At 56.1% G+C, this 22,123-nt stretch carries 16 protein-coding genes; 12 read left to right on the top strand and 4 right to left on the bottom strand.

The features are described 5' to 3' along the window. Positions 1-49 precede the first annotated feature (49 nt). From VGM48_RS14510 to VGM48_RS14500, 3 genes are read left to right on the top strand one after another with little or no spacing between them, the layout of a single operon-like run. A complete protein-coding gene (locus tag VGM48_RS14510) occupies positions 50-2,542 on the top strand; it encodes a DUF5686 family protein (RefSeq protein WP_331580299.1) in 2,493 nt (830 codons plus the stop codon). A gap of 24 nt (positions 2,543-2,566) precedes the next feature. Next, a complete protein-coding gene (locus tag VGM48_RS14505; RefSeq protein ID WP_331580297.1) occupies positions 2,567-4,039 on the top strand; it encodes a DUF4833 domain-containing protein in 1,473 nt (490 codons plus the stop codon). A gap of 5 nt (positions 4,040-4,044) precedes the next feature. Beyond that, the gene (locus tag VGM48_RS14500; RefSeq protein ID WP_331580295.1) at positions 4,045-5,097 is read left to right on the top strand and encodes a phosphatase PAP2 family protein; all 1,053 of its coding nucleotides are present in this window, start codon (positions 4,045-4,047) and stop codon (positions 5,095-5,097) included. 16 nt (positions 5,098-5,113) lie between these two features. Here the strand turns inward: VGM48_RS14500 and VGM48_RS14495 are convergent, their stop codons facing one another. Further along, positions 5,114-5,716, bottom strand: a complete 603-nt coding sequence (locus tag VGM48_RS14495) for a TetR/AcrR family transcriptional regulator (protein ID WP_331580293.1) — start codon at positions 5,714-5,716, stop codon at positions 5,114-5,116. A 146-nt stretch (positions 5,717-5,862) separates the two neighbouring features. On the opposite strand from VGM48_RS14495, the gene VGM48_RS14490 reads away from it, so the two are divergent. Further along, positions 5,863-6,264 (top strand): response regulator, encoded by a 402-nt coding sequence (locus VGM48_RS14490; protein WP_331580292.1) that lies wholly within the window; start codon positions 5,863-5,865, stop codon positions 6,262-6,264. A 97-nt stretch (positions 6,265-6,361) separates the two neighbouring features. On the opposite strand, the gene VGM48_RS14485 is transcribed toward VGM48_RS14490, so the two are convergent. Further along, positions 6,362-6,796 (bottom strand): CBS domain-containing protein, encoded by a 435-nt coding sequence (locus VGM48_RS14485; RefSeq protein ID WP_331580290.1) that lies wholly within the window; start codon positions 6,794-6,796, stop codon positions 6,362-6,364. Positions 6,797-6,886: 90 nt separating this feature from the next. Between VGM48_RS14485 and VGM48_RS14480 the strand changes: the two genes are divergently transcribed. Further along, the gene (locus tag VGM48_RS14480; RefSeq protein ID WP_331580288.1) at positions 6,887-8,761 is read left to right on the top strand and encodes a glycoside hydrolase family 9 protein; all 1,875 of its coding nucleotides are present in this window, start codon (positions 6,887-6,889) and stop codon (positions 8,759-8,761) included. Between the two features lie 131 nt (positions 8,762-8,892). On the opposite strand, the gene VGM48_RS14475 is transcribed toward VGM48_RS14480, so the two are convergent. Further along, complete coding sequence (locus VGM48_RS14475; RefSeq protein WP_331580286.1) at positions 8,893-11,316, bottom strand: FtsX-like permease family protein; 2,424 nt, start codon at positions 11,314-11,316, stop codon at positions 8,893-8,895. A 225-nt stretch (positions 11,317-11,541) separates the two neighbouring features. Between VGM48_RS14475 and VGM48_RS14470 the strand changes: the two genes are divergently transcribed. The 3 genes from VGM48_RS14470 to VGM48_RS14460 all read left to right on the top strand — a co-directional run bounded on the left by VGM48_RS14470 (position 11,542) and on the right by VGM48_RS14460 (position 17,674). After that, on the top strand, positions 11,542-13,923 hold the full coding sequence (locus tag VGM48_RS14470; protein WP_331580284.1) for an ABC transporter permease: 2,382 nt from the start codon (positions 11,542-11,544) through the stop codon (positions 13,921-13,923). Between the two features lie 10 nt (positions 13,924-13,933). Next, positions 13,934-16,354 (top strand): ABC transporter permease, encoded by a 2,421-nt coding sequence (locus tag VGM48_RS14465; protein ID WP_331580282.1) that lies wholly within the window; start codon positions 13,934-13,936, stop codon positions 16,352-16,354. A 435-nt stretch (positions 16,355-16,789) separates the two neighbouring features. Beyond that, positions 16,790-17,674, top strand: a complete 885-nt coding sequence (locus VGM48_RS14460; RefSeq protein ID WP_331580280.1) for a hypothetical protein — start codon at positions 16,790-16,792, stop codon at positions 17,672-17,674. A gap of 46 nt (positions 17,675-17,720) precedes the next feature. Here VGM48_RS14460 and VGM48_RS14455 read toward each other — a convergent pair whose 3' ends face one another. Continuing rightward, entirely contained in the window at positions 17,721-18,536 is an 816-nt protein-coding gene (locus VGM48_RS14455; protein ID WP_331580278.1) for a DUF1080 domain-containing protein, read from the bottom strand. 70 nt (positions 18,537-18,606) lie between these two features. On the opposite strand from VGM48_RS14455, the gene VGM48_RS14450 reads away from it, so the two are divergent. The 4 genes from VGM48_RS14450 (at position 18,607) to VGM48_RS14435 (ending at position 22,092) form a co-directional block, all read left to right on the top strand. Then, entirely contained in the window at positions 18,607-19,578 is a 972-nt protein-coding gene (locus VGM48_RS14450) for a class I SAM-dependent methyltransferase (protein ID WP_331580276.1), read from the top strand. A 211-nt stretch (positions 19,579-19,789) separates the two neighbouring features. Beyond that, a complete protein-coding gene (locus tag VGM48_RS14445) occupies positions 19,790-20,581 on the top strand; it encodes an SDR family oxidoreductase (RefSeq protein ID WP_331580274.1) in 792 nt (263 codons plus the stop codon). A gap of 19 nt (positions 20,582-20,600) precedes the next feature. Next, positions 20,601-21,317: an SDR family NAD(P)-dependent oxidoreductase gene (locus VGM48_RS14440; protein ID WP_331580272.1), complete on the top strand. Its 717-nt coding sequence runs from the start codon at positions 20,601-20,603 to the stop codon at positions 21,315-21,317. Positions 21,318-21,348: 31 nt separating this feature from the next. Beyond that, complete coding sequence (locus tag VGM48_RS14435; protein ID WP_331580270.1) at positions 21,349-22,092, top strand: isocitrate lyase/phosphoenolpyruvate mutase family protein; 744 nt, start codon at positions 21,349-21,351, stop codon at positions 22,090-22,092. Positions 22,093-22,123: the final 31 nt, after the last annotated feature.

Genomic DNA, 22,123 nt, shown 5'->3' with positions numbered 1-22,123 from the left:
GACACAGCCTGGATGTAGATTAAAAGCCTGGACCTTAATCTTGTTGATCATGACCTTCGCCTGGCGAACGCAGGCGCAGGACATCACATTGCGCGGAATTGTCAAAGACTCCGCAACCCAAACAGCCATCACCAACGCCAGCATCTCCATAAAAGGACTGCGCGGCGGCGCCCGCTCCAATCAGGAAGGCCGTTTTCGCATTCCCACGACCCAGCACGCCGCTGTCGTCACCGTCACCAGCGTCGGCTATAACTCGAAGACGATCCACCTCGATTCCATCCCCAATGCGGAGATCAGCTTCTCCCTCTCCCGGTCCTTCAAATCCCTTCAGGAAGCCCGCGTAACCAACAAGCGACAACGCTACCGCAACAAAGGCAACCCGGCAGTCGAACTCATCCGGCTCGTCATCGACCACAAGGACTCCAACCGCATGGAAGCCTACTCCTTCGCCACCTACCAGAAATATGAGAAACTGGTGGTCTCCGTGGATAAGGTCAACGACAAACTGTCGAAGAACAGCCTGCTCAAACCCTACCACTTTCTGGTCGAGAACAGCGATACCACCAAACTCGAAGGTCGCCGCCTTTCCCCCGTCTACCTCGAAGAAACCTATTCCAACAACTTCTACCGCAAAAGCCCGGAGAAGATCAAGTCGGTCATCACCGGCAAGCGAAATGTCGACTATGGCGAACTGATTGACATGAAAGGCATCAGTATGTACCTGAACCGCCTCTATCAGGACTTCAACATCTACGATAACAATATCTCCGTCTTCACCAATCTCTTTCTAAGTCCCATCGCCGAGTCGGCGCCCACCTTCTACATGTATTTCATCGAGGATACCACCCAGGTGGACAGCCAGAAACTGGTCCGGCTCAGCTTCCGCCCCCGGAACCCCAACGATCTGCTGTTCCGCGGGACCATGTGGATCACCCTCGACGGCCACTATGCCATCCAGAAATTGCGGCTCCTGGTCAGCAAAAGTATCAACTTCAACTTCGTCCGGGCGATGAACATCAACCAGGACTTCACCCGCCAGCCCGACGGGCGCTATCTGCTGACCAAGAGCGATGTCCTCGGGGACTTCGGCATCACAAAAGCAGGCACGGGCCTCTATGGAGAGCGGGAGGTCTCCTTCGTCAACTTCCAGGCCAATACCGCACTTTCGGATAGTCTGTTCAAAGGACCGCCAACCGAGATCCTCGACAGCGCCGAAACCCAGGCCGACTCATTCTGGGTCGTTCACCGCGCCGATACGCTGACCAAATACGAGAACAAAGTATACGCCAACGTGGACAGCCTGCGGAAAATGAAGTCCTTCCGCCGCCTCGTCGACTGGTCCACCTTCCTGCTGGCAGGATACAAACAGGCCGGCCCCATCGAGATCGGCCCCGCCAGCACCTTCTACAGCTTCAACCCCGTCGAAGGCTTCCGGCTTCGCCTCGGCGGCAGAACGACCACCCACTTCAGCACCCGCTATTATTCGGAAGCCTATGCAGCCTATGGATTTGGCGACCAGAAATGGAAATACTTCCTCAGCGGCACCTATTCGCTGAATAATAAATCGGTCTACGGCTTTCCCCAGCACTATATCCGCGCCTCCTATCAGAAAGAGACGCAGATCCCCGGACAGGCGCTGCAATTCGTACAGGAAGATAACTTCCTGCTTTCCTTCAAACGCGGCAACAACGACAAGTGGTTGTATAATGATAACTTCCGGCTAAACTACCTGCACGAACTGCGTAATCACCTCTCCTACGCCTTCGGCTTCCGCTGGTGGGAGCAAACCCCTGCGGGGACGATCTCTTACGTCGCAAAGAATGGCACTGACACCATCCGGCAGATCACCACCACGGAATTCTCCGGCGAGATCCGCTGGGCCCCCCATGAGCAATTCTATATCGGCAAGTTGTACCGGGTACCCATTATCAATAAATACCCCATCATCGACTTCTCCGTCACCCAGGGCGTAAAGAACGTCTTCCGGGGACAGTACAACTATACAAACCTCGACCTTAATTTTTACAAACGGTTTTACGAATCCTTCCTTGGCTATACCGATATCACCTTTGACTTCGGGTACGTCATCGGCAAGGTCCCGTTCCCCCTGCTCGACGTCCACCACGCCAACCAGAGCTATGCGTATCAACTGCAGTCGTACAATTTGATGAACTTCCTCGAATTCGTTAGCGACCACTACGCTACGGCCTATATCGACCACTATTTCAACGGCTTCTTTTTTAACAAGATCCCCCTGCTGAAAAAACTCAAATGGCGGGAAGTGGTCGAAGGCAAGATCCTGTTCGGCGGCGTCCGCAGCGAGAACGACCCCACCAAGAATCCGCAACTCGTAAAATATCCGATGACCAATGGCCAGATCGAAACATTCTCCCTCTCCAATACCCCGTATATCGAGGCAGGTTTCGGCATCGCCAATATTTTTAAACTGGTGCGCATCGATTTTATCAAGCGGTTCACCTATCTCAACCACCCCGAGATCCCCATGTGGGGAATCAGGGTACGGTCCAAATTTGATTTTTAAGTAAATTTGCCCGGTAACTGACCAATGAGCACTCGAAAAAAACTACAACTAGGCATCTATAAGGTCATCAATCCGCTTGTGCGGTTGTTGATCCGGATGGGGTTGACGCCCAATATGGTTACCACCATCGGGCTCATCCTCAACATCGGCGTGGCCATCATCTTCATCAGCGGAGCCGAAGAAGGTCGTCGCGGCGATCTCTCCTATGTCGGCTGGGCCGGCGCGCTCATCCTGTTCGCCGGACTCTTCGATATGCTCGATGGCCAGGTGGCCCGCCTCGGCAACATGAGCTCGCAATTCGGCGCCCTCTATGATTCCGTCCTCGATCGCTATAGCGAACTCATCCTCTTCCTGGGTATCTGCTACTACCTGGTCGCCCATCACTATTTCGTGAGCAGCCTGTTCGCCTTCATCGGCCTCATCGGCAGCATGATGGTCAGCTATACCCGCGCCCGCGCCGAAGGCCTCGGCATCGAATGCAAGGACGGCCTCATGCAACGGCCCGAACGCGTCATCATCATCGGCGTCTCCGCATTGGCCTGCGGCATCGCCTCCCGCTGGATGGGCGGTGACTATAAGATCGCCTGGCCCAATACCAACTTCCCGGTCTTCGAGACGATCTCCATCTTTACCATCCCGATCACCGTCATGGCCTTCCTCGCCAACGGCACCGCCATCGGCCGCCTCCGCGACGCAAAAAAGACCCTCGACGCCCGCGCCACCGCCAACGCAAACGCCGCCTCCGCCGCGAAACCCTCCAGCAACGGCAATGCCGCCTCCGGCAATGCCGCCTCCGGCAATGTTGCCCCCGGCCCCGCGACCACCCCCAATCCGGCCCCCACCAGTGCCCCCGCATCCCCAAAAAAACCTTCCCTGCCCGGCACAACGGTAATCCTCATTCTTATCGCCTCCCTCGTCGCCGGCCTCCCGACCGGCGCCCAAACCGCATCTGCCGCCGGTCACCCCATGATGTCCGTAAACTCACCCGGCGTCCTGCACTCCCGGCCGGCCGTCATCAGCGATCCGGTCGATACCTTCCCGATCCCGCCGAGCAATGTCAACTCATTATTTTATCTGCAACGCACCCCCAACGCCAATACCATCATCTGCGAACTCAACCTGAAGGATGGCATCCTCGACACCGACGAACCGGTAAAGGTCCTCTGGATCCGCTACACCGAACAACACCAACGGCAGGAACTCTCCTTCATCCAACGGCATTTCGCCTATGGCCTCAAAGAACGCGACCTCGGCAACGGCACCTTCGAACTCCGCTTCGTCTCCTATAAGAAAGTGCCCATGTACCTCATGCGGTCCCCCGTCGACAACCGGCATCACGTGTATGTAAATATCGACGGCCGCCAGGCGATCCTCAGCCGCGTATATATTCGCATCGACCCCGGCGGCACCTTCTGGTCCCCCAATGTCAAGTACCTCGAACTCAAAGGCGTCGACGTCCAAACCGGTAAAGAACTCACCCAACGGTTAAAAGTCTAACGGCCATGGATACCGCTCCGAATTCTCCCGGCGCCTCCCAGCCCGCCAACCCTGCCTCCCAGCCCGTCCCCGGCGCCTCTCGCCCCGCAGCCTCTCGCCCCGTCCCCCCAACCGGCACCCCACTCACCCTTCGCACCGCGCTGACCGCCCTCGGCATCTCCGCCGCCTACCTCCTGCTGGCCCGCTGGCTCCTCGGCTACAAACCCGACCAACTCTTCCTCGTCGGCCTGTTCAACATCCTCTTCTTCCTCTCAGGCCCCACCCGCCGCTTCATCCTCGGGTTTACCGTGTTCATCGTGTTCTGGGTGCTCTTCGATTCCATGAAACTCTTCCCCAACTATCGCTATAACCCGGTCCATATCGAAGGCCTCTACCACCTCGAAAAAAGCCTCTTCGGCATAAAAGGCGCCGCCGGCGCCGTCCTCACCCCAAACGAATTCTGGTTCGTCCACCGCAACACGTTCCTCGACATCCTCGCCGGCTGCTTCTATCTCTGCTGGATCCCGCTCCCCCTGGCCTTCGCCGGCTATCTGTTCTATAAGAACAAGGAAGCCTTCTTTCAATTCACCCTCAGCTTCCTCCTGGTGAACCTCGTCGGCTTCGTCGTCTACTATGCCTGTCCCGCCGCTCCCCCCTGGTATGTCCAATATCATGGGTTCGCCTTCAACGCCCATACCCCCGGTAATACCGCCGGACTGGGCCGCTGGGACGATTACTTCCATTTGCATGTCTTCGCCGGCCTCTATGCCAAAAGCTCAAACGTTTTTGCAGCCATGCCCTCCCTGCATGCCGCCTATCCGCTCACCGTTCTTGTCTATGGGTTGAAGTACCGGCTGCGCTGGATCAATCTCCTCTTCGCCACCATCACCGTCGGTATCTGGTTCTCCGCCGTCTATAGCAGCCACCACTACGTGCTGGACGTCCTCGCCGGCATCACCTGCGGCATCATCGGCATCAGCCTCTTTCAATATTTGTTTCGGAATGTCGGGTGGTTTACCCGTTTTGTGAAGCGCTATACCCGCGCCGTCGAGGCGCCTCAATCGCAAGTCGCCACGTAACCCCCGGCCCCGGCGGTCAGCGCCCAATCCCCTCAACCATGATATCCACGATCGAATCGATCTGCAGATCCAGCCTCGGGCTCCGGTTCTGACTCACCATCAACGGCACCGCCAAACCCCGGAAACTGCTCACCATCAGATAGGCGATCAGCTCGATATTATCCTCGTTTATCTTCTTGAATTCGCCATTGTGGATCCCCTCCGCCAATATCCCCTTCACAAGCTCTACGTGCGTCGTATCGAACCGGCTTTTCATCTCCGCCATAACGCAGTGCAACTCAGCAATTTCACTCTTCAGCGCATCGCTTAGATTGCAAAGCTGGCTCAACTTCTCCAGCCGGCACCGGCAATACGCCGTTAGTTTTTCCTTCGAACTCCTCGCCTTGGCCAGCGCACAGTGGATCTCATCCAGCAATTCGTCCATTTCGGCATAGATCACTGCCTCGAAAATGTCCTCCTTGCTGGGATAGTAATAGTATAAGGAACTCTTCGCCTTGCCCAGGCTCCTCGCAATGTCCCCCATCGTCGTTTTCTTGAACCCCGATTTCTTAAAAAGGGCCCTGGCCGTATCCACGATCTCCTTTACTATGATCTCATCCCGTTGAAGCGTTTCAGCCATAGGGGCAAATTTACACGTTTTCCGTCCTAAACCTGGTTAATAACTCGTGAATCTTGCATCTCTGCCCGACAATTGATACATTTGCAATACCCCTTCTGCCGCAGGCAAGACGACCCCGCCATTCTTCCATTCAACCCCTGTAAAACATGAGTATTCTACTTGACTGTATTCTCCTCATCGACGACGATGAACCAACCAATTTTCTAAACAAGATGACCCTCGAGCAGGCCGGCTGCAGCCGCCAGGTCCACGTCGCACAAAGCGGCCTCGAGGCCCTCGCCTTTCTCCAGGATACCACCATCCGCCCCGACCTCATCTTTCTCGACATCAATATGCCCGCCATGGACGGCTGGGAATTCCTCGAAAGATATCGCAACCTTCCACCCGCCCGCAAAGCCGATATCGTCCTCATCATGCTCACTACCTCACTCAATCCCGACGACGAAAAACGCACCCGGGCCATCCCCGAAGTAGCCGGCTTCGAGAACAAACCCCTCAGCCAGGAACAACTCGATTTCCTGCTGAAAAAATACTTCAGTGAAAGCTAGATGGCGAACCCCGCAATTCCCCGATCCCATGGCTGGCCCGCGAAAATGACTCGCCGTTGATCCGGCCGCCGCTGTGCCGTCCCGCGATAAATGCCCCCTACATCCCCGAATGTAAATAATCCTTCAAATGGGTGATCGTCTCCTCATGCCTCCGGATCGTCTCCCTGACGACATCGTTGATCGAAACGATCCCGCATAACCGCTCATTCTCGAAAACCGGCAGATAGCGGATGTTCTTGTCCGACATCAACTCCATGCAAAACTCCACCGTGTCGTTCGGCGACACACTCGGGAAATTCGTCGACATGATCTCGGCAACCGGGGTGTCCGTGGATGACTTCCCCTTGAGGATAACCTTCCGCGAATAATCCCGTTCCGTCATGATCCCAAGATATTGGGTGCCCTCCAATACCATCACGGAACCCATATTCTGATCGGCCATGATGCGAAGCGCTTCCAGTACCGTAGTCTGAGGGCCAACTGAAACGATGCGGGCTCCTTTGTGCGCGAGGATATCTGCTACTCTGTTCATATTTGCCTGGTTTTAGTCCATATATTTCAATTTACGAAATATTTACAAATTCCACGGCAATTCTATCTTTGCCTCCATTAACCACTTCCCATGCGCAAAGTCCTGTTGGTCCTTCTGTTGCTCCCAAATCTCCTTCTGCTGCTCCCAAACCTCCTTCCCGCCCAAACCCCGTCACCCGCCGCCGCGTCACCCGCCGCCGCGTCAACCGCGCCCCCTGCTGCCGTCCCGCCGCCGGCCATCGTTCTCAACCAATTAGGCTTTTATCCAAACGCCCCCAAGCAGGCCATCATCACCGGCCTCACCCTGAAAGATGTATTCTATCTCATTTCCATTGCCGATAACGCACCCTCCTGGCAAGGCCGCGTCGACACCGTCTTCTTTGGCCACCTCGGCCCCGTCACCCCCTCCGGCAACTCGTCGGTCACCACGCGACTGGCCGATTTTAGCGCCTTCCACCGCCCCGGCATCTATCGCCTCGTCGTTCCCAACCTTCCCAATAGCTATCCTTTCACCATCGGCGCCAACGCCTTCAGCCCCCTCGTGGCCGCCGCGTTGAAAGGCTACTACTACCAACGTTCCGATATCGCCCTCACCCCCGGCTATGCCGGCGCCTGGGCCCGTCCCGCCGGTCATCCGGATACCGTCGTCCTGATCCATCCTTCCGCCGCCAGCGCCCAACGGCCCGCCGGAAGCCACATCTCCTCTCCGGGCGGCTGGTACGACGCCGGGGATTATAACAAATACATCGTCAACTCCGGGATCACCATGGGAACCCTCTTCGACGCCTGGGAAGACTTTCCCCATCTTTTCGACACCCTCCGCACCAATATCCCGGCCCTCCCCATGCCCCCCGGCGCCCGCGACCGGGCCTCACATGTACCCTCACTCCTGAACGAAGCCCTCTATAACCTCCGTTGGATGCTTACCATGCAGGACCCCAACGACGGCGGAGTATATCATAAATGCACAAACGCCGTCTTCGATGGCATGGTGATGCCCGGCGTCACAAAAGCCCCCCGCTATGTCGTACAGAAAAGCACCGCCGCCGCCCTCGACTTCGCCGCCGTCACCGCTCAGGCCGCCCGCATCCTGCAAAAATTCAACCGCCAGCTGCCCGGCCTCGCCGACTCCTGCCGCCGCGCCGCCATCGCCGCATTTGCCTGGGCGCGGCAAAACCCGGACATCCTCTACGACCAGGAGGCGATGAACAAAGCGTTTACCCCCGCCGTTACCACCGGCGCCTACGGCGACCGCCATCCCGAAGACGAATTCTTCTGGGCCGCTGCCGAACTCCTGATCACCACGGCCGATACCCAATATCTCCCCACAGTCCGCCAACAACTCGGCATCCCCCTGACCCTGCCCGCCTGGGCCCATGTGGGAATGATGGGCGATTACTCCCTGCTTCGCCATCGCAAAAGCCTGCCCCAAACCCTCCAGCCCGCCCTCGACGCCCTCAAACAACAACTGCTGACGATGGCCGACGGGTATATAAAAAATTGGCCCACCACGGCTTTTCATACCGTCATGGGCCACACGCCAAATGACTTTATCTGGGGAAGTAATTCCGTGGCCGCCAACCAGGGCATGCTGCTGATCAATGCCTGGCTGCAGAAACAGGACCCGCTCTATCTCGCGGGAGCACTCGCCAACCTCGACTATCTCCTCGGCCGCAATGCACTGAATATATGTTTCGTAACGGGGATGGGCACCAGCTCGACCGGGCACCCGCATCATCGCCCCTCCATCGCCGACGGCATCGACGCCCCCGTACCCGGCCTCCTCGCCGGCGGACCCAACCCCGGCCGCCAGGATCATCAGAACTATCTCTATACCGAACCCGAAACCGCCTACCTCGACCAAAACGCAGCCTACGCCTCCAACGAGATCGCCATCAACTGGAACGCCCCGCTCGTCTATCTCGCCGCCGCCCTCGAAGCCTTACAATCGAATTTCGCGAAATAACCGCAGTAGGGTAGGGCGCCCCCTTCGGGCCGGGCTTTTCGCTTCAAGTCCTCGCCTCGCGGCTCCGGGCTTACCGCTGCAATCCCCGGCGCTGCTCATTCCGACCGCAACGCCTGGAGCCGCGGAGCGGCTCACTCGCTACGCAAAGCGGCAACCGGATTCTGCCGCGCGGCCCGCACCGTATTAAACCCGATCGTCACCAGCGCGAACCCGATCGCCACCACCCCAACCAACAAAAAATCCCCAAAGGTGACCCCGATCCGGTACGGGTAATGCTGGATCCAGCTATGTATCGCAAACCACGCGATCGGTGTCGCGATCACCACTGCCAACCCCACCAATCCGACAAACTCCCGCGACACGAGCAAAGAAATACTCCCTACACTGGCTCCCAGCACCTTCCGCACCCCGATCTCCTTCACCCGCTGCTGGATGATCAGCAACACCATCGCCAGCAGCCCGCTGCACGAAAGCAGGATGGCAATTCCCGCCGCGATACTAAAGATCATTGACGCCCCACGCTCATCCGAATACCAATCATTAACATTGTCATCCACAAAGCTGCCCTTGAATTCCTGCCCCGGCTCCAACTGCGCCATCTCCCGCTTCACGGCATCCATCGTCCCGATCAGATCCCTGCCGCTCGTCTTGATAAAGACATAGGGGATCTCGTCATTCAAATTTATCGTCAGCGTAAGCGGCTCCACCGCCTCCGCCATGGTATACAAATGATAATCCGGGAATACCCCCACCACATGCCACCCGGAATGCTTTGCACTGTCCAGCACGATCGTCTTGCCAACGATATCCTTCTCCTGTAATTGCTTCGCCATACTCTCCGAGATAACGACATTGTTCACCGTATCCGTGGCATACCCGGGTGCAAAATCCCGCCCGTCCAATAACTTCACGCCGATCGTTTTTAAATAGTCATAGTCCACCATCGCCCGCAGCGTATTAACGTCCCGGCCCTTATAGGTAAACCCGGTGCCGATATGCACGGTCCGGTGATCCGTTCCGCGTCCCAGGTTGATGTTGGCGCCGCTGACCGAAAGAATGCGCGGATCAACCGCCAGTCTCGTACGCAACTTCGCGATAACCTCATGGCCTTTTTCCGGAAAATGTAACGGAACGCTTATGACACCCTCCTTCACCATACCCAGATCGGCATGCCTTAAATATTGATACTGCTGGTACATGATGTAGGTACAGCTGATCATCACACAGGCGATGACAAACTGCAGCACGATCAAACTGCTGCGCAGCCCGCTCTTCCGGCTCAGGCTGACCCGCCCTTTCAGCGTTTCCACCGCCTTGAACCGGATCATTACCAGCGAAGGATAGCCGCCGGCCGCCAGCGAAACAAAAAGCAACAAGCCCAGCATCAGCGCGATAAATCCCGGCCGGAGGCGAATACTCTCCAACCCAAGCCGCGCCACCCGGAACGCGTCGACGGTATGCAACAGGATATTCACCAGCAACAGGCTGATGCCAAAGGCCACCACACAGACCATCAGGCTCTCACCCCAAAGCTGCAAAAAAAGCCTTCCCCTGCCCGCACCCAGGCATTTCCGCACCCCAACCTCCCTGCTCCGCGTGAAGGCACTGGCCAGGCTGATATTGACAAAATTGAAACAGGCGATCAGGATGATGAATAATCCCACCGACATCGAGAGCAGGATCTCCGACATCGGCTTGGCGCGATGGCCATTCACCTCGGTAGAAAAAGGCACTTCCTTCATCGGCAACAATCTCGTCGCCCAAAGATCCCCATAGACATCGGCCTTCGCTCCCTTCTTCGCCATATCCGTATATCGGTCAGGAACATGTTTCCGATCGATCTCCTTTAGCTGCAGCTCAGCCTGTCGCTGACTTGCCCCTTCCCTCAACTCGACATACAGCGAAAGGCCGCGGTCATCCCAACCCTTGTTCCTCGCCGCATAATCCGGTACGTTCTCCAGGCGGTACAGCAACCCGAACTTGACCGAACTATTCAGCGGATCCTTCACAACGGCCGATACCACCAGCTCCTGCAGCCGGGACCCGGCACTGACCCGGATATGCTTACCGATCGGATCCTCGTTGCCAAAGATCGTCTTCGCCGTTTCCTCGGTCACCACCGCATCGGTGAGTTCGCGCAACGCATCCGCCCCCCGGCCCTTCACCGACGGCACCGTAAACATCGAAAGAAAGTCGGCATCCACCGTCGTCACCGGGATGGTCAGCATCCGCCCTTTGTACTCCACCTGGTTGCCCCCGTCGCCGATCCGCGTCATTCTCTCTACAAGCGGCGCCTCCGCCTTATAGGCCGGCCCCGGTCCGAAAGCAAATGAATTGTCATAATGGTCCCCACCCGGGTTGTGAAAGACATCATACACCTCATACAGGCGCTTGCCGTTTACGTGCTGACTATTCACAGTAAGTTGCAGGTAAGTAATGAACAGCGTGGCGATCCCGATCGTAAATCCAATGATGAGCCCGCCGATATTGACGGCCGAATGCAGTTTATTGCGAAACAGATTCCGCCAGGCGATCTTCAGATAGTTTTGCAGCATAGACGTAGTGTTGAAGGCTCACGATCCTAAAACGATGCCTAATTGGTAGGCGGCTAAAAACCAACCGCTTATCCGCAGCTCCTCACCCCGCATTGTCCGTTTCCGATACACCCCCTGGTCGCAACCGTACAACCTACGAAAGCTCTGGTAGTGCAAGATGCTGAGCGCCAATTTGATAAATAATTGGTATCATCTTTAGTGCAACACCCCATACAACCAACCCGCATGCTCAAAAACTTCTTCACCATCGCCTGGCGCAACGTCCGGAAGAATAAGGTGTACGCCGGCATCAATATCCTCGGTCTTTCCCTCGGCATCGCCTGCAGCCTGCTCATTTTCGCCCTGGTCCACTTCCAACTCAGTTTCGACACCTTCCATCCTGATAAGGACCGGATCAGTCGCATCGTCACCGAATGGCACGATGAGATTGCCGATTCGTCGCAAGGGACGCCCACACCCCTTGGCAGAGCGGTCCGCAAAGATCTCGTGGGCCTGGAGCAGACAGCGCGCATTATCGATTACGACGGGCTGATCACCCTGCAGGGTAAAGCCGCAGCAACAAAATTCCAGGAAGGCTACGCTTTTGTCGAACCTTCCTTCTTCGACATCTTCCAATTCCCGCTGCTGCTTGGCGACAAATCCACCGCCCTCCACGCCCCTAACCAGGCGCTGCTCACTGAAAAACTCGCAAAGAAATATTTCGGCAGCGCCGCCACTGCCATGAGCAAGACCATCCGGGTAAACAACAAGTCCGACTTCCAGGTCGTCGGCATCCTGCGGGATATTCCCATCAATACGGATAGACGCCAGGAACTCTATCTCTCCTACGACAACCGGGTAGACCGCGACCCCCGCATGGCCGGTGACAGCAATTGGGGCAGCGTCTACAGTCAGGCCATGACCTTCGTCAAATTAAGATCCGGCGTAACACCCGCCCAAATCAACAAGGGACTGTCCATCATCAGCAAGAAATACCAGAAGGGTAGGGATGCCCAGACCGTCGTCTTCCGCCTCCAGCCTCTTGCCGATATCCACTTCAATGGCGGTTTCGACGGTTCAGCGGACAGGAAATACCTCTGGGCCCTGTCCTTCATCGGCCTGTTCATCATCATCACGGCCTGTGTCAACTTCATCAATCTCGCCACCGCTCAGGCGCTCAACCGCGGCACGGAAGTAGGCATCCGCAAGGTCCTCGGCGGCCTGAGCCGACAACTCTTCTGGCAATTCATCACCGAGACGGCCCTCATCGCTCTCTTTGCGATCATCGTCGGGTATATCCTCGCCACCATGTTCCTGCCCGCGATGAACAACCTGTTCCAAACGAAGATCGGCCTCCAGTTCCTCACCGACCCCGCAGCCATCGGCTTCAGTATCGGGCTACTGGTCCTCGTGATCCTCTTGTCTGGCTCCTGGCCCGGTCTTGTTCTGTCACGTTTCCGGCCCGTTGAGGCGCTTAAAAGCCGGATATCCCAAAAACAGGTGGGCGGCTTCTCCCTGCGTCGCATCCTCGTCGTCAGCCAGTTCGCGATTTCCCAGATGCTGATCATCGGCGCCATCGTCGTAGCCAGCCAACTGAATTTTGTCCGCAACACCGACCTCGGATTTGAAAAGGACGCCATTATCCTGCTTCCCCTCCCGCAAAATACCACTGGCAAACTCAGCACCTTAACTGCCCGCCTCCGCGAGATACCCGGCGTTGGGAACCTGTCCTTCTGCCAGAGTCCGCCGGCATCCATTGCCAATAACTCCACAAATGTCCACTTCGACAATCGCCCCAACGACGAACACTGGGAGGTCAATACCAAGATCGGCGACGACAAATATCTCAGCACCTTTGGTCTGAGACTCGTCACCGGCCGCAACTTTTTCGCAAGCGATTCCCTGGGGGCGTTCGTCGTAAATGAGACGATGGTTCGCCGTCTCGGCCTACGGTTTCCCGCCGAGACCGTAGGACATCAACTAACGGTCGCCGGCATCACCGGTCCGGTAATCGGGGTAGTCAGGGATTTCCACAACAATTCCCTTCACGAGACGATCAGCCCCATTGCCATCTTCGCAAAACCAAGCCGGTACACTACCTGCGCGGTGAAGATAAACCCTGCGCATATCCATGCAGACCTCGCTGCTATCGAAAAGGTCTGGACCGGGACCTTTCCCGATTACCTCTATTCCCATAGTTTTCTCGACGAAAGAATCGCCAGATTCTATCAGACCGATACCTCACTGCTCCGTGTCATCGAAGCCTTCGCCGTCATCGCCGTCTTCATCGGCTGTCTCGGTCTCTATGGCCTCACCTCGTTCATGGCCGTCCGCAAGACAAAAGAGATCGGCGTGCGGAAGGTGCTCGGCGCCGGTATCCCGGGTATCCTCTGGCTCTTCGGCCGCGAGTTCACCCGGCTGGTGGTCATCGCCTTTATCATCGCCGCACCCCTTGCCGGCTGGACGATGCACCGCTACCTCCAGGATTTCAAATACCGTATCCCCATCGGCCCGGGTATCTTCCTGCTCTCCATCGCCGCCACGGCCCTCATCGTGCTGCTGACGGTAAGCTATCAGTCCATCCGGTCCGCCTTCGCCAACCCCGTAAAAAGCCTTCGTTCCGAATAAAAACTGTCTTATGATAAAAAATTATCTAAAAACCGCCCTCCGCTTCCTGCGGAACAACAAGACCTTCACCTTTATCAATATCATCGGTCTCTCGCTCGGCACGCTCTGCTGTCTGTATATCCTGCTCTATATCCAACAGCAGTACAGCTACGACAAACACGAAGCCGGCGCCGCCGATATCTACCGCATCACCACCGATATGAAAATCGCGGGCTCTCGCCTGCACACCTCCTGGTCCTCCCCACCCATCGCCCCGGCAATGAAAAAGGACTTCCCCGAAGTGCTGCAGGTCACCCGGGCCTTCGATGCCTCCATCTTCGGCGCGGAGCAGCATCTGCTCATCTACAAAAAGCGGTCCTTCTTCGAAAAGGAAACCCTCTTCGTCGACTCCAACTTCTTCGACATCTTTACCTGCCATTTCCTGCAGGGCGATCCCGCCACGGCCCTGAGCCAACCGCGTACCATCGTGCTTAATAAAACCACCGCGGTCAAATTATTCGGCAGCGAAGATCCCCTCGGCAAGACCATCCGCATCAGCAACAAGGCCGGCGACGAAATGCTAAAGGTCACCGGCGTCGTCGATGAAAGTCTCGGCAGATCGCATTTGCAGGCAAACGCCTTCATCACGATGAACACCGGCCTCGTCGGGGACATCATCCTGCACCGGATGACCAACTGGGCCGGTGGTAATTTGATTTGGAGCTATGTAAAACTTCGGCCCGGCGCGGACGCCAAAGCACTGGCCGCCAAACTACCCGCCTTCCTCACCCGTCACGGTGGCCAGGACCTGAAGAATCTCGGGATCGAAAAGCAGCTCGGCCTCCAGCCCATCGCCAAAATTCACACGACAGCCGGCTTTGACCACGAACTAAAGGCGCCGGTGAGCCCCGCCTTTCTCGGTCTGCTCTTGCTCATCGCCGTTCTTATCCAGGTTATCGCCTGTATCAACTTCATGAACCTGTCGACTGCCCGCGCCTCCAAGCGGGCAAAGGAGGTCGGCGTTCGCAAGGTCATCGGCGCGGCGCGGGGCAATCTCATCCGCCAGTTTCTGGGTGAGTCCTTCCTGCTCTCCCTCATCGGTATCGCACTGGCCTTGCCGTTGCTGATCGGCTGCCTGCCATATCTCAATAGCGTCACTCATGCCGACATCACCGCATCCGCAATAAAGGACGGCCGTATCCTCCTGCTGCTCGCCGCTCTCGTCATCGGCACTGGGCTCCTGTCCGGCGGCTATCCCGCGTTCTATCTTTCGGCCTTCAACACCGTGAAGGTCATCAAGGGGAATTTCACCAATCGCGTCTCGGCCAGCGGCATCCGCCGCGCGCTGGTCGTCTTCCAATTCTCGCTCTCCATCATTCTGATCACCGGCATCGTCATCATCTACAGCCAGCTCAATTATATAAAGAATAGGGACCTCGGCTACAACACGAAGCAGATGCTCGTCTTCAACTCCTATGCGATGGGTGCCGACCTGAATGCCTTCTCCAATGGCCTCCGCGGCCTTTCCGGTATAAAGGATGTTTCCCGCACCGCGAGCGAACTCGGCAAACGTCCCATCCAGGACCAGGCCGTCTACCTCTACGGCAAGACCAGGGCGGATGAACAGATCGCCCAGAATTATGTCACCGACAAATATTTCCTTCGCACCACGGGTATCCAGCTGCTCGCCGGCCGCGACTTCCGCGACAACGATTCCGGTCGCATCCTCATCAATGCCACCCTCGCCTCGCGCCTCGGCATCGATCCGGCGAAGGCCCCCGGCATGAGACTCCATTCCAGTTATGATACGGCCACAACTTTTGAGATCGTCGGCGTAGTAAAGGATTTCAACTTCAGTTCCCTGCACGATGCCGTTAGCCCGTTTTTGCTCATCTACAACCCCGGCTTTTCCGGCAATTGCACCGTCACGGCCAGCTGCAACACCTCCGACTACCGGTCGCTGTTGACCCAAGTAGCCGCCATCTGGCATAATACCATGGGCGACGCCCCCTTCGAATATACTTTCCTCGACGATACGGTCCAGAAACAATACGAGGCCGAGATCACCCTGGCCAATATTATAAATGTCTTCACCTCGCTGGCGATCCTCATCTCCTCCCTCGGCCTCTTCGGTCTGGCCGCCTTCAGCGCCGAACAGCGCAGCAAGGAGATCGGCGTTCGCAAGGTCCTCGGCGCCACCGTCACCAGCGTCGTCCGTCTTCTCAGCGCCGACTTCCTCAAACTCGTCGCCCTCGCCCTGCTCATCTCCGTTCCCGTCTCCTGGTGGGCGATGCATAAATGGCTCCAGGGCTTCGCCTACCGAACCCCGATCCAATGGTGGATGTTCGCCCTCTCCGGCGCCCTCGCCGTTCTCATCGCCTTCCTGACCGTCAGCTTCCACACCATCCGCGCCGCCAACGCCAACCCCGTCCGCAGCCTTCGTTCCGAATAACAGGGCGGGCCGGAAGCCTTGCCACGAGAACTGGGAGAATATGCAGCCCGCTGAAAAAGGCCGCCATTGCATGGCCTGTCAGAAAACAGTCGTCGACTTCACCGGCATGAACGATGGCGACATCCTGCGGCATTTGAAAAGGGTAAGGGCCCACCGACCCGACACGCAGATCTGCGGCCGCTTCATGCCCGATCAGCTCAATCGCCAACTCATCCCGCCGCCGCCACCCCGGCCGACCCCAACCCTATACTGCCGAATTGATGGTCCGATAGAGCATAAAAAAGATCCCCCGCGTCAGCGGGGATTTTTTTTATTTATGTATCTTTACACCCTCTCTCCGCTGTTCCGTTTAACCAATCTAAAATAGGTTGTAGCAAAGATTCTCTCTCTTCATGGCCGGTGGATCAGGTAAATCAGTTACTAAAGTCCGGGCGCATGAAGCAGAGGAAAAGCGATAGTCTTTGGAAAGTAGTTATGGAGGATGTATTTCCCGATCTGTTAAGGTTCATCTTCCCCGACGCCGACGAAGTGTACAATATGGAACGAGGCTTCGAATTCCTTGATAAAGAACTGGCGGAACTGCATCCGCATCCCGACGAGGAAAAGGATTCCCGTTTTGCCGACAAACTCGTAAAGGTATATCACAGGGATGCAACGGAAGAGTGGGTGCTGTTACACATCGAGGTCCAGGGAGATAGCGACGGAAGAGAAGCCTTTGCCGAGCGGATGTTCACGTACTTCTATCGGATACGCGATCGCTACCATAAACCTGTTTCTGCTATAGCTATTTTCACCGGACGCGATGGCAAGAAAATGCCCAAGCTCTATTCATATGAATATCGGCACACACGGTTGATATATGAATATTCAGCGATTTCTATCCTGGATTATTCGGATGAAGAATTGGCCGCCAGTAACAATCCTTTCGCTCAGATCATCGCCGCCGCAAAACTCAGGTTGATGGAGGGAAAAGTGTTGGAAACTGAATTGATGAGTACTAAATTGTTGCTGGCCAAAAAGTTGCAATCCAAAGGATTTGAGGCAAAGAAGATCAGGGCGGTCTTTAACTTTTTACGCAACTACGTCCTTTTTGACAGTGCCGAGATGAATTGTAAATTTGATTCGTTATCTAAACAAACCAATAAAACGCCCATTATGAATACCGATGAATGGTTGAAAATGGAAGGTAGGGAAGAAGCCACCGAATCCATTGTCGAAAATCTCTTAAAAGGTACCGATTTCACTATCGAGAAGATCGCTTCTCTCACAAACGCCACGGTCGAATTCGTAAATGAAATTAGCGACAACTTAAAGAGATAAAAAAATCCCCCGCGTCAGCGGAGGATTTTTTTATCTATCGAAAAAACTATTTCAACGCCTCCAGCGGCCGCACCCAGATATTCCTAAAACTGATCGGCTCACTCTTATCCCCATGCGCCTGCAGCTTTATCGGCGAAGGCCCGTGCATCTTATAATACGGTTTCCCGATATACCGCGTCTGTCCCTTCAGCTCAAATCCGTTTTGTACCAGAACGCCGTTCAGAAAGGCCGTCACCTTCGCAGGTGAAGCCAGCGTTCCATCGCTGTTGAATACCGGCGCCGTCCAGACGACATCATAACTGGACCATTCGCCCGGTTTGCGGCTGGGATTGGCCAGCGGCACACTTTGCTTGTATACGCTTCCCACTTGCCCGTTAGTATAGGTCTTGTTGTTGTAGTTGTCGAGTATCTGCAACTCATATCCATCATCACCCTTACCCGTCGACGCAAGGAACAACCCGCTGTTCCCCCTTGCCTGATCCTCACCCGTTATACTGGCCGGGATCCGGAACTCCAGGTGCAACTGGTAGTTCGTAAAACTTTGTTTGGTCTGGATATTCCCCGCTTTCTTATTGACGGTAAGAATTCCATCGGAAACTACCCAGTCTGCCGGGGCGCCGTCGGCAACCCTTTCCCAGGCGTTCTCGTTCTTACCATCGAAGAGGATCACCGCATCGGAAGGCGGGGCGCCGACACTCGCAGCCGGTGACACCACCGGTGGGACGGGACTGTAAATTTCAGTAGCTCGGTGGTCGGTAGAATCGTACTGGGTCTGCGCCATCACCAGGGTAGTGCCCACCAGCAGGCTCATCGGCAACAGGACAAGCGCCTTGGTCAAAGAGGGACAAGCAAAATGAGTCATAAAAATCAAATATGGTTAAGAATGAATGGACAATTTAGGATAAAATTTTCACATTAACTTCCGGGGCCCAATGACAAGATCAGCCATCTCCCACGCCCTTCCCAACTGCCCCCTCTGCGGCAGCAAGCGGACAAAGGCCCGGTTCTTCCTCCCCGGAGGCGGTGTGGTTAACCGTTGCCGCGACTGTACCGTCGAGTTCCTCTCTCCCCAACCCGACGACACCCGGCTAAACCAGATCTATTCCGAAAGCTACTATGCCGCCTGGGGCCTCAGCGGACAGCAGGACAACGACGCCACGAGATCGATGAAACGAGCCACCTTCCGCCTCCGCCTCAACCTCATCCGCCGCCACCTCCAACCCGCCGCGGCATCCGCCACCAACTCCCCCGCCGCAACCTCCTCCGCCAGGCAGTCGTCCCCCGATCCCGCCACCCGCCCCCGCATCCTCGACGTCGGCTGCGCCACCGGCTACTTCCTCGAACTCGCCGAAGAAGAAGGCTTCCAACCTTTCGGTGTCGAATACTCCGCCTATGCCGCCGCCCGCGCGTCCCTGCGATTCGGCGCCGGCGCTATCTTTCAGGGAACCCTCGAGCAATCTTCCTTTCCCGCCGCATCCTTCTCCGCCATCGCGATGTCCGATCTCCTCGAGCACGTCCGCTCCCCGCTCACCACCCTCACCTGCGCCGAAACCCTGCTCACCCCCGGCGGCATCCTGCTGATCATGACCCCCGACACCTCCTCCCGCTCACGATGGCTCATGGGCCACCGCTGGACCCATTACAAACCCGAGCATCTTTTTTATTTCAACCGCCGCTGCCTCACCTGGCTCGCAAACCGCGCCGGCCTCCGCCTCACCCACTTCGAACGCTCCAAAAAAGCCCTCAATCTCGCCTATCTCTATACGCAGTTCTCCGTCTACCGGCACTGGCTCCTGACCCCCCTCGTCACCCTTGCCCATCGCCTCGCACCCAATGGCCTCCGCAACCGGAACTTCTATTTTAGCATCGGCGAAATGGTCGTCATCCTGGAAAAAAAGGCCTGATCTCCCCCGCAGCAAACTCCCCCCGCAAACTCCCCCGCGGCCCGTCTCCCCCCGCAGCAAACTTCCCGTCGCAAACTCCTTCGCAGCCCATCTCCGCCCGCGCACCCCCCGTCGCAAACTCCCCATGTCCAAAAATCCCCCTCAGAAAGTCCATTTCACATCCCTCGAGGGTGTTATTTAGACAATACCTTTGAGGTCCAAATAGCCACGAATGAAAAAATTAGCAAATAAAGTAGCCGTCATATACGGAGACGGCGCCACCGGCTCCGCCATAGCAAAAAAGTTCGCACGCGAAGGCGCAAACGTATTTTTCACCGGCCGTACAACATCAAAATTGAAAACCCTCGCCGATGAGATATTGTCCGGTGGCGGAACCATCGAGACCGCCCGTTTAGACGCCCTTGACGAGCAGGCAGTGGAAGCACATATGGAAGACGTCATCGGCAAAGCCGGCCGCATCGACATTTCTTATAACGCCATCGGCATTCCCCAAACAGGTGTCCAGGGCGTCACATTGACCCAACTGTCCTTAGAAGGTTTCCTGCGGCCATTTACCATCTATCCCCAGGCTCATTTTATCACGACGAAAGCCGCAGCCAAACGAATGATCGGGCAGGGGAGTGGAGTAATGATCATGCAAACCCCCACCCCAAGCAGGATAAGTCAGCCATTCATGGGCGGCATCGGCCCAACCTGGGCCGCATTGGAGGCGCTTTATCGCTCACTGTCGGTGGAATATGGCCGATATGGGGTAAGGTCGGTTTGCCTGCACACCACGGCAGTGCCCGAAACCCCGCTCATCGATGAGGTGTATGAGATCCACGGGAGTTCACATGGCACATCCTATGAGCAATTCAATGCCGTCATGGAAGGCAGAACACATCGCGGGCGGCTGACCACACTGGACGAACTGACCAACGCTGCCGTATTCGTGGCCTCCGATGAAGGCAGTGCTATCACCGGGACCATACTCAACCTGACGGCCGGGATGATCGTCGAATAAAACTCAAAAAAAAAAGAAAATGAAAAATAAGATCACAGGAAAGGTATTGTTAATAACCGGCGCAAATCGCGGCATCGGCCAGGCATTGGTAGAAGAAGCTCTAAGAAGAGGCGCGAAGCGTGTATACGCAGGAACCCGCGTTCCGATGTCTCACCCCGATCAGCGCGTCGTGCCGTTGATATTGGACATCACCCGCCCCGACCAGATCCGGCTGGCTGCAGAAAAGGCCGGCCAACTGGATATCCTCATCAACAATGCAGGCGTAGCATTCTATGACGATCTGGCCGACAGCTCGATCCTCGAACGACATCTTGCCGTCAACCTGTACGGCACTCAAAACATCACAAATGCCTTCCTCCCTGCGCTGAAAACCTCCCACGGAACCGTAGTCAACATCCTCTCCATACTCGCCCTCGCCCCACTACCACCCATCGCATCTTACTGTATCTCAAAGGCAGCCGCTTTCTCCATGACCCAATCCTTGCGCGCTTTTCTAAAAGGTCGCAACGTCAGCGTTCATGCGGTTTTGACCGGCCCCGTCGACACGGAAATGAGCCGCGGCCTGACCATACCCAAGGCCTCACCCGAATCGGTGGCTCACAACATCTTCGAAGGGGTGGAAAACAACCGCGAAGAAATCTTCCCCGACCCCATGTCGGCTTCCATGGAACAAAACTGGTACGACAGCGCCGCCAAGACTATGCAACGCCAGAACGCCCTGTCCATCCCCGAATAAATAGCATAACATTACATTCAAATAGCCGAATATGGATCAGTATAAAAATTTCGTCGACCTCCACCACCAGGACACCCCCCTCATCATCGCCAATGTATGGAACGTCAAAAGTGCCCAGCTAATGCAAACCAACGGCTATAACGCCATCGCAACCTCAAGCGGCGCCATCGCCCATTCACTCGGCTATGAAGACGGTGAAAAGATACCGTTTAGCCAACTCCTCTACATCATCCAGCGAATCAAATCGTGTACCACTATCCCACTGTCCGTCGACCTCGAAACCGGCTACTCCAACGATCTCCCCCAACTAAATGACAATATCCAAAAATTGATCGATATCGGTGTCGTGGGCATCAACATCGAAGACTCCCAGGGCGAAGAAATATACCTAAAGAAGCTAAACAGTATCAAGACGCATCTGACAAAAACCAATCAGCAGCTTTTTATCAACGCCCGAACAGATGGCTTCCTGCAAAAACTCGACTCCCCATTGGAAACTACGCTAAAAAGAGCAACGCTCTATAAGGATGCAGGCGCCGACGGACTCTTCGTCACAGCCGTTCAGGATCCCGCCGTCATCAAAACGATCACCTCCGCCGTCGCGCTTCCGATAAATGTGGTCGGCGTGCCGAAACTCGCATCCATCAGGACCCTGGCGGAATGCGGCGTAAAGCGGATCAGTATGGCCGTCTTCCTGTTCCGGGCAGCTTATAACCACCTGGATGCCGTTGCCAGGGCCGTTCAAAGCGAACAGTCATTTTCGCCATTGTATTAAATTCCTGAAAAAAACGCTTAAATTGGGATTA

The sequence above is a fragment of the Puia sp. genome (genome assembly GCF_036500295.1).
Taxonomy (GTDB): domain Bacteria; phylum Bacteroidota; class Bacteroidia; order Chitinophagales; family Chitinophagaceae; genus Puia.
Note: the sequence above shows the minus strand (reverse complement) of the source record. Positions and strands in the feature narration are given on the sequence as shown.

What these genes read in the sequence shown, in the direction of transcription:
- VGM48_RS14510 (WP_331580299.1), top strand. Translation starts at nt 50, where the DNA reads ATGACCTTCGCCTGGCGAACGCAGGCGCAGGACATCACATTGCGCGGA.
- VGM48_RS14505 (WP_331580297.1), top strand. Translation starts at nt 2,567, where the DNA reads ATGAGCACTCGAAAAAAACTACAACTAGGCATCTATAAGGTCATCAAT.
- VGM48_RS14500 (WP_331580295.1), top strand. Translation starts at nt 4,045, where the DNA reads ATGGATACCGCTCCGAATTCTCCCGGCGCCTCCCAGCCCGCCAACCCT.
- VGM48_RS14495 (WP_331580293.1), bottom strand. Translation starts at nt 5,716, where the DNA reads ATGGCTGAAACGCTTCAACGGGATGAGATCATAGTAAAGGAGATCGTG.
- VGM48_RS14490 (WP_331580292.1), top strand. Translation starts at nt 5,863, where the DNA reads ATGAGTATTCTACTTGACTGTATTCTCCTCATCGACGACGATGAACCA.
- VGM48_RS14485 (WP_331580290.1), bottom strand. Translation starts at nt 6,796, where the DNA reads ATGAACAGAGTAGCAGATATCCTCGCGCACAAAGGAGCCCGCATCGTT.
- VGM48_RS14480 (WP_331580288.1), top strand. Translation starts at nt 6,887, where the DNA reads ATGCGCAAAGTCCTGTTGGTCCTTCTGTTGCTCCCAAATCTCCTTCTG.
- VGM48_RS14475 (WP_331580286.1), bottom strand. Translation starts at nt 11,316, where the DNA reads ATGCTGCAAAACTATCTGAAGATCGCCTGGCGGAATCTGTTTCGCAAT.
- VGM48_RS14470 (WP_331580284.1), top strand. Translation starts at nt 11,542, where the DNA reads ATGCTCAAAAACTTCTTCACCATCGCCTGGCGCAACGTCCGGAAGAAT.
- VGM48_RS14465 (WP_331580282.1), top strand. Translation starts at nt 13,934, where the DNA reads ATGATAAAAAATTATCTAAAAACCGCCCTCCGCTTCCTGCGGAACAAC.
- VGM48_RS14460 (WP_331580280.1), top strand. Translation starts at nt 16,790, where the DNA reads ATGAAGCAGAGGAAAAGCGATAGTCTTTGGAAAGTAGTTATGGAGGAT.
- VGM48_RS14455 (WP_331580278.1), bottom strand. Translation starts at nt 18,536, where the DNA reads ATGACTCATTTTGCTTGTCCCTCTTTGACCAAGGCGCTTGTCCTGTTG.
- VGM48_RS14450 (WP_331580276.1), top strand. Translation starts at nt 18,607, where the DNA reads ATGACAAGATCAGCCATCTCCCACGCCCTTCCCAACTGCCCCCTCTGC.
- VGM48_RS14445 (WP_331580274.1), top strand. Translation starts at nt 19,790, where the DNA reads ATGAAAAAATTAGCAAATAAAGTAGCCGTCATATACGGAGACGGCGCC.
- VGM48_RS14440 (WP_331580272.1), top strand. Translation starts at nt 20,601, where the DNA reads ATGAAAAATAAGATCACAGGAAAGGTATTGTTAATAACCGGCGCAAAT.
- VGM48_RS14435 (WP_331580270.1), top strand. Translation starts at nt 21,349, where the DNA reads ATGGATCAGTATAAAAATTTCGTCGACCTCCACCACCAGGACACCCCC.